Annotated in this window: 10 protein-coding genes; all 10 read right to left on the bottom strand. The window is 46.2% G+C overall.

What is annotated here, in order from left to right; translation table 11 throughout:
- Positions 1-47: 47 nt before the first annotated feature.
- Positions 48-1,058, bottom strand: coding sequence for an ABC transporter ATP-binding protein (locus AC3DOM_RS09930; protein WP_487918889.1), 1,011 nt, complete (start codon positions 1,056-1,058; stop codon positions 48-50).
- Positions 1,055-2,086 (bottom strand): ABC transporter ATP-binding protein, encoded by a 1,032-nt coding sequence (locus AC3DOM_RS09925; RefSeq protein ID WP_487918888.1) that lies wholly within the window; start codon positions 2,084-2,086, stop codon positions 1,055-1,057. Before AC3DOM_RS09925 ends, AC3DOM_RS09930 begins: the two co-directional genes overlap by 4 nt.
- Before the next feature lie 21 nt (positions 2,087-2,107).
- A complete protein-coding gene (locus AC3DOM_RS09920; RefSeq protein ID WP_487918887.1) occupies positions 2,108-3,022 on the bottom strand; it encodes an ABC transporter permease in 915 nt (304 codons plus the stop codon).
- A 12-nt stretch (positions 3,023-3,034) separates the two neighbouring features.
- Entirely contained in the window at positions 3,035-4,036 is a 1,002-nt protein-coding gene (locus AC3DOM_RS09915) for an ABC transporter permease (protein ID WP_487918886.1), read from the bottom strand.
- A 96-nt stretch (positions 4,037-4,132) separates the two neighbouring features.
- Complete coding sequence (locus AC3DOM_RS09910) at positions 4,133-5,914, bottom strand: ABC transporter substrate-binding protein (RefSeq protein WP_487918885.1); 1,782 nt, start codon at positions 5,912-5,914, stop codon at positions 4,133-4,135.
- 153 nt (positions 5,915-6,067) lie between these two features.
- Positions 6,068-7,231 (bottom strand): LacI family DNA-binding transcriptional regulator, encoded by a 1,164-nt coding sequence (locus AC3DOM_RS09905; RefSeq protein ID WP_487918884.1) that lies wholly within the window; start codon positions 7,229-7,231, stop codon positions 6,068-6,070.
- A gap of 153 nt (positions 7,232-7,384) precedes the next feature.
- On the bottom strand, positions 7,385-8,425 hold the full coding sequence (locus AC3DOM_RS09900; RefSeq protein ID WP_487918883.1) for a uroporphyrinogen decarboxylase family protein: 1,041 nt from the start codon (positions 8,423-8,425) through the stop codon (positions 7,385-7,387).
- Positions 8,422-9,666 carry an ROK family protein gene (locus tag AC3DOM_RS09895; RefSeq protein ID WP_487918882.1) on the bottom strand — a complete coding sequence of 415 codons (1,245 nt, stop codon included), beginning with the start codon at positions 9,664-9,666 and terminating at the stop codon, positions 8,422-8,424. The genes AC3DOM_RS09900 and AC3DOM_RS09895 overlap by 4 nt, the downstream gene beginning before the upstream one ends.
- Positions 9,667-10,188: 522 nt before the next feature.
- Positions 10,189-11,454 (bottom strand): MFS transporter, encoded by a 1,266-nt coding sequence (locus AC3DOM_RS09890; RefSeq protein ID WP_487918881.1) that lies wholly within the window; start codon positions 11,452-11,454, stop codon positions 10,189-10,191.
- A 203-nt stretch (positions 11,455-11,657) separates the two neighbouring features.
- The coding region (locus AC3DOM_RS09885) for a hypothetical protein (RefSeq protein ID WP_487918880.1) at positions 11,658-11,985 on the bottom strand (328 nt) is incomplete at its 5' end.

Raw genomic sequence — 11,985 nt, 5'->3', positions numbered from 1 at the left:
TTGTCGGCACTCCAGGTAGTATCTATATTTTTTTAGAAAGGTAGAATTTACACAGGTAAGAGTTCTGATAACTTTTCTGAAGCGATTTGCTTATTCTCATCAAATAAATAGCAGGAGGCGGCCTGTTCTTCATTGAGTTGAAATAATGGAGGAAATACTTTGCATTTATCCATCGCAAAGGGACAGCGGCCATAAAATTTGCATCCCTCGCTAATATCTTCGATCGCTGCTTCGCGTGCCTTAATATCAGTTTCTCCCCAACGACGTTTTAGATCTGGCCAGGGGATCGAATCGATCAGCAAGCGGGTATAAGGATGCTCCGGTTTTTTGATAATTCTATCGACACTGCCCGCTTCCATCACGGTACCTCGATACATTACCATGATTGATTTAGCCACGTGATAAGCAGTGGTCAGGTCATGCGTGATATAGATAATCGAAACTCCATGATCTTCTTTCAAACTCTGCAATAATTCCAGGATATTTGCACGCAAAGAGGCATCCACCATTGAAACTGGCTCATCAGCTACCAAGACCTTTGGTCTTAGCACAAGGGCGCGCGCCACATTGATCCGTTGGCGTTGTCCACCGGAAAGTTGGTGCGGAAAGCGGCCAAGAATATCCTGCGGATGCAAACCCACAGCTGTAAGCGCCTCGATCATTTTCTCATGCGCCTCACTCTTGGAGTTAGCCAACTTAAATCGTTTAATAGGCACTGTGAGCAAATGGTCCACCGTATAAAAGGGATTGAATACAGCAAATGGGTCTTGAAAAACTGCCTGCACCTCACGCCGGAAGATCATCCTTTCGGCGCCTCTCAAATTTTTAATATCAGTTCCTTTATATAAGATCTGCCCTGAGGTAGCTGGAATGAATCCTAGCAGAAGCATGGCCAGGGTCGTCTTGCCGCTACCGCTTTCACCTGCCACTGTCATGATGGTGGGATCATCCTGGGCCAACTTGAAGGAAACGTTACGAACCGCTGTCGTTGATGTCTTCGTCAACAGGCCACTTGAAAATACTTTGGTAACGTTCTTGAATTCTAATAGTTCTGTCATGATTTGATCACCTGAGATGCTGCTGGTTCTTTATTGGTATGCAAATGACAGGCCACTGTTCGGCCATTTATCTCTACAGGGAGCGGTCTGTCGGTTTGACAAATATCCATCACATATTCGCAACGGGGATGAAAAGAGCACCCGCTGGGCAAACGCAGAAGTGCCGGCGCAAGACCGGGAATGCCTTGAAATTCGCCTTTGTTGTCCAGGTTGGGCAGGCTACTAATTAATGCCTGTGCATAAGGATGCAAAGAGTCTGTAAACATTTCGGTTACAGTGCTCAATTCCATAATTTGACCAGCATATAGAACAGCCACCTTATCCACAAATTGAGCCATCAATCCCATATCGTGTCCGATCAAGATCACGGCTGCCCCAAGCTGTACCCGCAGTTTATCAATCGTTTCCATTACCTGACGCTGGGTGACCACATCCAATGCGCTGGTTGGTTCGTCAGCCACGATGACTTTGGGCTCAAGCAAAATACCAATAGCGATACATACGCGCTGCTTCATACCGCCGCTCAATTCATGGGGATACATCCTGAATACATGATGATCCAGATCTACTGACTCCAGTGCGCTCCGGGATCTTTCCTTCATATCATTCTTGGAGATAGTGCTATCATGCGCTTCGATGGCATCGAGCATTTGATCACCGATACGCATCACCGGGTTGAGCGAGTTCATGGCCCCCTGGGGAATATAAGAAATCTTACTCAAGCGTGCCTTGAGCATTTCCTCCTCCGACAGCGCCATCAGATCTGTGCCATCGACAATTACTTGCCCTCCTTCGATCCGTCCGGGGGGTTTGATCATATTCATCATCGCCAGTGCCATCGTGCTTTTGCCAGACCCGGATTCGCCGACCAAACCCAACTTTTCACCAGCCTTAAGGTTTAGGCTAATACCAGCCAGGGCCTGTGCCCGTCCTGCGTCAGTATAGTAGGAAACATCCAAGTCCTTGATCTGGAGGACAGCATCGTTCACCCCAGTTGATTTATTATTATCTCTCTTCATATCTACCATGATATTTTTTCCATTATTTATTTACTCCGACCTACGCACACGAGGATTAGACAATTCGTCCAGCCCCATATTAATCAGCGCCAAGGAGCCGAGGATCAATACTAAACCCACAGCAGGGAATATGGGCCACCACCACCAGCCATTGAAAAACGCACCTTGATTCATGGCAGCCCAAATGATATTGCCCAGCAGTGGCTCACGCACCGGGCCAAGACCCAGCACCGCCAAATAGAATGAGGCGAAAACAGCCGCGAAGACCTGGGTCACAAATTGGGCCACAATGAATGGCAATAGATTGGGTAATATTTCCATGAAGATAATGCCAACATCACCCACGCCAGAAAGTTTAGCCACAGAAACATACTGCCGTTCCTTCATCGACAGCACCTGTGAGCGCATCACCAGCGTCGGGCCCATCCAGGCCAAAATCACCACAATAAAGGCCATAGTATATATGGTGACATCTCGTTTATCGAGTGTCCCGGCGATAATAATTTGAATTAGTAGGGGAGGAATCGGCACCAGAATTTGGCTGATTCCAATAATAGATTTGTCTACAATACCGCCAAAATAAGCTGCCACGAAACCAAGAATCACACCAATCAGCGTACCGAGTCCACCGGCGAGGACGCCGATGAGTGCCGTTTGCCAGGTGCCCACGATCATTACTGCCAGCATATCACGGCCAAAGAAATCGGTACCGAACAGAAATTCTGCGCCCGGCGCTTGTTTAGATTTGACGGCCAGGGCATAGGCGCGATCTTGATCGATGGTCAGCATGCCAATGGTGGTAAAGGCGATCAGAAATATGAGTAAGAGCAGACCAAATGTCAGGCTCTTATTTCGGCGTAGGTAACGTAGAATAAGTGTCAGCCTGCTGGGTTGCAGGTCGTCATTTGACTGCGCCTGCGTTTGAGAAAATGCCATGTTTGTCATAGGGGAATTCTCCTAATTTTCGAGGCTAATTCGCGGATCCAGCAGCGGATAAAGTAGCTCAACCAGTACCATCAATGTGGCAATTGCGATGGTAATGAATAATACAATGCCATAAATTACCAGGAAGTCATTCACTCTGATAGATTTACTCAACAAGGTACCCAAGCCAGGTAAACCAAATATTTCCTCGACAACAATGGCTGAGACAACCAAATTACCTAATGCCAGCGCAAAACCGGTCACCTGGGGGAGCATCGCGTTACGCAGAAAATAATTCTTAAATATAGCCGAATTCCCCAAACCTTTATGTTCAGCAAAGAGGACGTAATCCTCACCCTGAATGGTGACACCCATGCCACGCATACTCAAGACCCATCCACCTACGCTGCCAAAAATCAAGGCCAATGCTGGCAAAATTTGGTGCTTACCTACATCCAGCAAGAACTTCAATGTGAATTCTGGCACAACCCCAATACTGTGGGCACCACTGATCGGGAGAAGATTAGCGCGAAAGCCAATAAAGAATATTAACAAGAGTCCCATCAAAACGGGTGGCACCCCCTGCAACAATACAAAAGAAGTCGCTATATTCCGCAACCAATCGGGAGTCTTCGGCCAGGCAGCCATCGCACCGAGCAGATTACCAATGATGAATGACAGAATGGTGGTAACGAAGAGCAATCCAATGGTCCAGGGCAGCGCTTCCATAATCAACTCGCTGGTAGTCTTTGGGAACTGATTCATCGAAATGCCCAGATCAAAACGAGCCAGGCTGCCCAAGTAATCGGTGTACTGTTCCATTAAAGGTTTGTCGAGTCCAAATTTTGTATTATAAGAAGCAATGATTGTTTCCAGATCGCCCGGTGAAAACCCGCCTGTGCGGGCCAAAGCAGCAAAGCGTTCGCGGACAGGGTTACGTGAAGATATTCGGGGAATAAAAAAAACAATAGTAGCTGCCACCCAAATAACCATCACAAGAAAAACAAGGCGTCGCAATATGTTTTTATAACTCATAAGGATTACTCCTTTGAAAACTTGACTAATTGAGAGACCAATTGCCACGCAGCATTCGCTGGGACAATTGGTCTCTCGGTCTAAACTAGGTACTAATTATTCGGCTTTTTCCAAACCGGTCACAACGAGCATACCTGTGTGCGCCCAGAAGGCACCGTTGACACCAGGGCCTACATTAGCAGCCGTGGGCCAGTTGGTCCAGTATGTTTGGTTATAAGCAATACGGTGCAACCACTGGATGATCGGAATATCAATTTGCTCAGCCCAGTAGATTCCCAATGCTTTTGCAGCTCCTTCTTGGAACGCCGGATCATTGGCATCTAGCGGAGCGATTTCATCCAGGATAGCATCAAACTCTGGATTGCTGTAGCGGGAGAAGCGGTTGTTACCGGCAGAGGTGCCGATTGAATCGCTGTATTTGCCGTGGAACAGGTTGAGTGCTTCATACGGATCGGCCAAGCTAGCACCGTGACCGAACATATACATTCCAGCAGCACCGTCAGCCATTTGCTGATAGGCATCATCGCCAAAGTTGATCGAGGCATCGAAACCTGCGTCCAGCAGCATCTGCTCCAATACAGGAACGATGTCACCGTGAATTCCGCCGAAACCGTGGATGGTGGCATTGACTGTCTCGCCATCGCGTTCCCAGAGGCCATCACCGTTCAATGCGAATCCGGCTGCTTCCATGAGGCTGGCGCTTTCATCGACGTCAAATTTGCGTGGCTCGTATTCCGCGATTAAAGCTTGAACATCATCACGGGCAACAAAGCTCTCCAAACCGGGGTAAAGCGGGAATGGGAAGATGGTCGTGACTTGTGCACCATCATAGACAATCTCATCAATCTTGTCGCGATCAATGGCCAGGCTCATAGCGCGGCGCACGTTTGCTTCATCATAGGGTGACACCAGCGTGTTGACCCACAGTGAGTTCGGCCACCAGTCCAGGTATCCATAAGGAGGCTGGTCACCTGTATGCGAAGTTACCATTGGATTTTGCTCAATGGTGCTTGCAATCAGGCTCTGGCGGAAGTCAAGTGCTGTGTCCATATCGTTATTGACGATGCGTTGGGCAACTGCTTCCATATTTGCCCCAACCTGACCGCCGAGGTTCACCATGACGATGCGTTTGACATCTGGCATTTCGATCAGGCCGGCTTCAACTGCCCACCAATCTTCACGCAGGTCAAAAATCTTTTGGGTTTGGTCCCAGACAACATTGGTGTAAGGACCAGAGTGAGGCATATCCAGGCCACCAGGATATTCACTGTAGTTATCCAGGGGTTCAAGTACATGCGCAGGAACAATCGGAATACCGGTGTCGAATTTCAGGGTCAACACTTCAAATTTAAAACGAGGTGCTGGCTGGTTAAAGGTGACAACCGTTGTCAGATCATCCACTACCTCAATCGATTCTACAAATTGTACAAAGGCGGCGTGGTAAGGCAAGGTTTCGTCTGCCAATTGACCTTCGAGCGTGAAAGCTACGTCAGCAGAGGTAACGGCAACGCCATCACTCCATTTTGCTGCCGGATTTACGCTAATGGTCAACTCGGTGAAGTCATCGTTATAGACCATGCTTTCGGCCAACCAGGGTGCCTCTACGTCAGCGAAGATGCGGAAGTAGGACAAGCCTTCCCACATAAAGCCATTGCCTTCCTGGTGGGTATAGCCGGGAACTGCCCACGGGTTGGTTACACCGATGGGAGAGGAAACGCTCCACCCAACGATAAGTGTATCTTCGCGGGCTACTTCCATCAATTCCATGGTCTCTTCTTCAGCAGGTGCAGCTTCTTCTGCGGGTGCTGCTTCTTCAGCAGGTGCAACTTCTTCTGCGGGTGCTGCTTCTGGGGTACCACAAGCGGCTACCACAAGCATCAGTATTACAAATAGGAAAAACAAATTACGTTTCATGTTTCAATTCTCCATTTATGGTTCGTTATTTGACGTTCTTCTTTCAACTATTGGAAATGAACTTTTTTTATATTCCAATCAATACGCCTCACCTCCTTTAAAATATGAGTACATAAATTAGTCTGCCTCCAGCAATCGAGGCAGTAGTTTGCGAGAGTCTGCATCCTTCCGCGGAGGAGCCGTTGTACTTCCCACACGGAGCTTAACCGGCAGTCTGATTTGTCTTGACTGGCGATTAGGGTTCTGTATAAGTGATAATACTAGTTTACCAGCCTCCAGTCCCAGACTGGCGAAATCCTGTTTTACAGTTGTAAAATCGAAGGGTAATAAATCGTCAAAAAGGTCTAACCCGTCAAAACCGGCAATTGAGATATCTTCTGGTACTCGAATTCCATTTTGAATGAGTACCTCGTGCATACGATATGCAGACACATCATTATGAAAGAAAAGAGCCGTGGGTTGATGCTTGATAATGAAATCCATCAGTTCCTGACCATATGCGGTGCTGGAAACACCAACATTACCACATTCTTTCATAATTAAGCTTTTAAGTCCAGCTTCTTTAATTGCTTTTATATACCCGTTCTCACGTTCAATTATCGTACTAATTCGCTCATGTTGATGCTCTGGCGTAAGAATACTCATGCCAATGCGCTTATGTCCCAATTCAATTAAATGCCACGTAATCTCATATGAGCCCTGCTCGTTGTCAGAGGTTACCCAACTAAGCGTTTCAGCCTGATCTTGAACAAATCGGTCGAGAAGGATAACGGGTTTTCCTTGATTTTGAAGTTGTTGAATTATTGGATGGATATCGGGATGCCCGGTACTATACAACACAATTGCATCAACATCAGAATCAAGCAGGCTTGTGAGAATCTCAAGTTCCTGTTGATGGTCGTGCTTGGATGAGCTGAAAAGGATGTCACAATTTGCCGAGGAGAGATGATCCTCAAGTGCGCTAAACATTTCCATTCCCATCCACCGCACCATTGTCCACACAATAGCAATCCTGGGTCTTGTACCTTGCTCCCGCGCTGAAGGCGGAAGAATAAGGGTGCCTCGTCCAGGCTGCCTGCTCAGCAATTCTTCAGTTTCTAAAATACCAAGCGCACGTCGGATAGTTCCCCGACTGAGATTATATTGAGTGGCTATTTCATGCTCACCAGGTAAATATGAACCGATTTCAAATCCTGGCGTTCCTAATTTTGACCGCAGATCATCCGCCACACGAATGTAGATTGGGAGTAAATCATAATCAGAAAGCGGTTGAATGCTCATAAGTGATTCAAATCTTATCGAAATGTAATTGTGAAAATTATCTAAATGTTTTATCAGTGTACATTTATGTACATTCTAGCAATTACAAATGTGATTGTCAATATACAATATCCAGGTTTTGCAACATCTTAAATTGACCATCAGTATCTACTCTTAAATTGTATAATGTCCATATTCCTTAGCAGTTTCAATCATTGCAAAAATATTGTCATCAGGAGTAAAAGCGGGTAAAGCGCATCCGGGGCCTAAAATAAATCCGCCGCCAGGGGCGAGAATATCGAGTGCTTCGCGACACTTTTCTGCAACTGCGTCAGGAGTTGCGTGCGCCATAATGCCACTTGGATCAATGGGGCCTAACAAGGTCGTTCGCCCATTTGCAGCAAATTTTGCTTTGGTCATATCCGCTTTTTGATCAATTTCAAGAATTGCTGCGCCTGTGCTAACCATATCGTCAATAATGGATGTTGAGTTTCCACAAATATGGTATGCGAGGAGAATATTTTGTGATTTCAGATCATCCAACAGGCGTTTGACATATGGATAAGCAAATTTTCGATAATATGTTGGAGAAATCACATCCGGCCCAGAAGATGAGTCTCCGATTGATGTTGCGTGTGCACCTTGTTCAATTTGGGCAACAGCAAAACGGTGGCAAACCTGCCGACAGAAATCCAATAGCTGCTCAATTTTTTCGGGCTGCTTGTTCTTAGCAAGGTCAAGCAAAAAATCGCCCATTCCGCGCAGTTCACAGGCCAGGCTGAATGGTCCCTGATCCGCCCTGCCAATAACAAAAGCCTGATCTCCAATTTGATCGACAACAATTCGGGTTGCCTTTAGTAATTCGCTCAAAATCGGATCTTTATAAGGGTCGGGCAATTTTAATTTATCAACTTCATCAAGACTTTTTAAAACCGGTGTCGTTGCAACCGGGGCAGAGTCAGATTGAAAACGCACCTCAACCCCTAATGCTCCAGCCAGCGCAGCGGTTCCATTTTCAATGATCAGTACATCATGGCCAAAACGCTTCCATGCCATGATCTGACCTTCAGCCATTGCCTCACCATCGCGAAAATAATCAGCATAAGACCCAACATTCATTAAACGGGCTGTTACCAGAAAATTATGCAGATCAACGGGGACACGATCTGGTAATTTCCCTTCAAGGGTAAGCAGGGTTCTTTCAATAGAATTCATTGTTGTACTGGCCGATCAATAATTGTAGGGCTTTGAAGAATGTCATCCACAACGATACTTACTGCGCCAATCAAGCTCGCATTTTTTGCAAAACCGGAGAGAAGAATCTCAACGTTTGGGTTTATTTCAGGAAGTGAATGTTTTAAGGCAGTGTCCTTGATCGAAGGCAAAAGATATTCCCCAACGATGCTAAGAGGCCCTCCAAAAATAATTTTTTCTGGGTTGAAAATATTAATTAAGTTTGCAATACCAAGACCAATGGCAACACCAGTTTCAGAGAGAGCTTCGATAGCCACAGGATCACCATCGTCAGCCGCCTGTTTAATAATGGATATGGATAATGGGATATTTTCTTCTTTCAATAGGCCAGGAATAATACTATTTCGATTAACTTCCAGGCGAGCCTGAACTCGCTTTATGATGGAATACTGATTGGCATATGTTTCCCAACAGCCTTGATTCCCGCAATGACAAGATGAGAGGAATGGTTCAATCATAATCGGGGAATGACCAAGCTCCCCGGCATAGCCATTATTTCCCCGGTGTAATTCTCCGTTGAGAAAGAGCCCGCCGCCGATGCCCACACCAGCGAAAACAAAGATAAAATTTTGACTTTGCCGGGCTGCACCAAATAAATGCTCTGCAACCGCTGCAGCGTTAGCATCGTTTTCAATATAAGCCTGAATACCAGTATGACTGGAAATAATTTCCTTCAGAGGTACATTTCTCCATTGCAGGTTTGGGGCAAAGACAAGAATTCCTTCGTTCAGATCCACAGTTCCGGGTGTCGCAACCCCAAGACCAAAAAGGAAAAGATCCTGCTTTTTGCAAACAACAACAGCCCTGTTAATTAATTCCAATGTCTGAGCAAGTGTCTTTTCCTGGGCATCTGTTGGATTGGCATTCTCTCTTTGTTTCCACAAAATATTTCCTGCGAAGTCAGTCAATGCGACAGCAACAAAATCTATCCCCAATTCAACACCAATGATCCCACCAGCCCTGGGGTTGATTTCCAATAAAGTAGCTGGACGTCCCGTTCCTACAGTTTTTATTCCTGTTTCGTGGATCAGGTTCCGATCTATGAGAGATTCCACCAAACTTGAGACTGTAGATTTATTCAAACCAGTAATTTGTGCGATCTGTGCACGCGAAACAGGTGCATCATTATGGATCTGTTGAAGCACTAGTGAAAGATTTAGTTCACGAATCAGGGCTTGATCAGCTGAATTTTTTGATGACATAAGGGTTAGTATGTTGGAGCAACCAACTAATTAAATTATACAATAATTATAAACTTTGTCAATAACCTATCTCGCAAAAAAATGTCTGAATTTTCCAATCCGCAAAGGGTTGCACATCCCCCTCCCTTTTAATAATCTACATACAGTATAGGCTAAGAAAAACCATAATATTTACTGACATACTCAAATTGCTCATCAACAGTTTTCTCACCATTTGCTAATTTAGTAACTCCCCATCACGCTTGAAGATATGCAGGCTGGTTTCATAATCCAACGGAGTTCCCAGATGCTCTTTTATATAGTCATATGAATAGTGACTTGGAAACCGGATTTTACTCCGTTCTGATAAACTATTGGCGTTTGGCAAAAAGTGACAGCCAACGGCCCAGGTGGCAATTCGATCCGCTGAGGGTCACCTTTCAAGGTGAAATTCTCGAAGGTGGTTGGCTGTGTGAGAAGTGCTTCTTTCAGAGAACCAATGGCCTGTGTTGCTTCTTCTTTTAAAGGAGGGATCACCCCTCTTTATTTTTCGATCACCAGAGGATTTTTGACAAAGATCTGCAAGGCAATTAGCGTAATTATTCCAAATCCAGCCGAAGCCAGGAATGTGGTCTGGTACGAGACGGCATCAGCCAGCCAGCCACCGAATATGGGCGCCAGCAAAGTTGCTGGAGCGAGCATTGTGTTGGCCATACCAATATAAGTCGGACGGTGGGCTTCGGTTCCGAATTGCACACTCATAGTCAGGCTGGTCGTCCAGACTGCCACAATGGAAATACCGGCCAGGATCATGACGGGATAGAACCATATCAGAGATGTAGCCCACCATGCCAGCACCCCACTAATCACGGATGCAATTATTCCAATCTTGAGCATGGTGTGATGTCCCAGGCGGTCGCCAAACCAACCCATCACCGGATTGGCTACGATCTGACTGATCATTAACACACTGGTCAGTACGCCTGCGGTGAATACATCCATATCCAGATAGCGAGTGCAGTAGACGATATAGAAGGCATATCCCATGGTAGCGAATTGCATCAGCACACGGCTGAACATGAAACCGCGGAAGTTCACATCCCGGCGCCAGATGGTGCGTGTGCCGAGCCAGAAAGGGTCTTTCTTCTGATGATTGACCTTTTGCGTATCCTCTGGCTCACGCGTTAGTGCGATTATTCCCAGAGAGATGATCAGCGAGATACCTCCCAGGAGAAAAAGCCAGGTGAAATCTTGGGGGGATTTCAGTTTGCTCAAGACAATTCCTGCCAGGATGGCTGAAATACTGGCTGCAAGGTTCGCCAGAGCAGCCTGCCCCCCGAAAAACGAACCTTGGTGTCTGGCTGGAATTATTTTGGCCATCATACTCTGCCAGGGATTAGCAGCCAGCCCACCACCTAATCCTTGCCAGATCAGCAGGATGAAGGTCAGGGTTAGGGCCAGCGAGTTATTTTTTCCGAGGAAGAACCATGAGACAGCTGCCAATCCGAAAAATGGGATCCGCTCATGGATGGTCATCATCAGAACGGCCGGTTTATAGCGCTTCATTCTGGAGACCCAACTTGCTGCCAGCAATTGGGGCAATTGCCAGCCGACGCTGTGGATCGCGGGAATCAACCCAATCAGGATGGCGGAATCGGTCATCTGGCTGACAAATAGAGGGATGATGGTAATGAAGGAGGCAAAGCCAATGCCAAAGCCAAAGAAGCCGCCATCCAGCAGATTCACGATAAGATTGTGCTTTAAGTTTTTACGAATTTCTATTTGAAGTGTCGATAATGTTGTCTGCATCAATATTCTCTGCCTAATTGGGTTTACTATTTAAAATCAGCAAGGCATTGTACACCCAATTATGGTGACAAACAATAGGCACTCCCCATGGAAATTTATATCATTGACATCAAGACCACAAGAAAAATCATTACCCTTCAAACGTGAGAATCTGGAAGCGTTAGTTTAGCTGCTGGGTTCGCTAAATCAATAACAAAGGGTTTCTATCTTCGGCAGGCTTGGACCATATCGCAAATTTCTTCCAGCGCAATTTCACGGCTTTCCTGATGCAAAGAACGGCTGTGATGCCCAACCGAAAAGAAATAATGATCCCCTAAGACTACACGCATCTGTCGCGAGCCAATCCCCAACTCCACTAATAAATCGAGCATGGAAGTCAATCCAACAAGACGGTCTTCATGGCCTAAGAGAACCTTAAAATTCTGCCACTTTTTATTTTGAACAGGGAGTTTTGCGCCCCCCATGGCATAAAAGGTATTTGCGAGTGTTTCCTTTGCCGTTGCTTTGAACACTTTTTCATGAGTGGCCTGC

Source organism: Candidatus Desulfolinea nitratireducens, from assembly GCF_982879505.1.
This window is presented reverse-complemented; position numbering and strand designations above follow the sequence as displayed.

Excerpts from the sequence above, each read along its gene's own strand:
- AC3DOM_RS09915 (WP_487918886.1), bottom strand. The coding sequence starts at position 4,036 with ATGAGTTATAAAAACATATTGCGACGCCTTGTTTTTCTTGTGATGGTT.
- AC3DOM_RS09905 (WP_487918884.1), bottom strand. The coding sequence starts at position 7,231 with ATGAGCATTCAACCGCTTTCTGATTATGATTTACTCCCAATCTACATT.
- AC3DOM_RS09920 (WP_487918887.1), bottom strand. The coding sequence starts at position 3,022 with ATGACAAACATGGCATTTTCTCAAACGCAGGCGCAGTCAAATGACGAC.
- AC3DOM_RS09890 (WP_487918881.1), bottom strand. The coding sequence starts at position 11,454 with ATGCAGACAACATTATCGACACTTCAAATAGAAATTCGTAAAAACTTA.
- AC3DOM_RS09925 (WP_487918888.1), bottom strand. The coding sequence starts at position 2,086 with ATGGTAGATATGAAGAGAGATAATAATAAATCAACTGGGGTGAACGAT.
- AC3DOM_RS09910 (WP_487918885.1), bottom strand. The coding sequence starts at position 5,914 with ATGCTTGTGGTAGCCGCTTGTGGTACCCCAGAAGCAGCACCCGCAGAA.
- AC3DOM_RS09895 (WP_487918882.1), bottom strand. The coding sequence starts at position 9,666 with ATGTCATCAAAAAATTCAGCTGATCAAGCCCTGATTCGTGAACTAAAT.
- AC3DOM_RS09930 (WP_487918889.1), bottom strand. The coding sequence starts at position 1,058 with ATGACAGAACTATTAGAATTCAAGAACGTTACCAAAGTATTTTCAAGT.
- AC3DOM_RS09900 (WP_487918883.1), bottom strand. The coding sequence starts at position 8,425 with ATGAATTCTATTGAAAGAACCCTGCTTACCCTTGAAGGGAAATTACCA.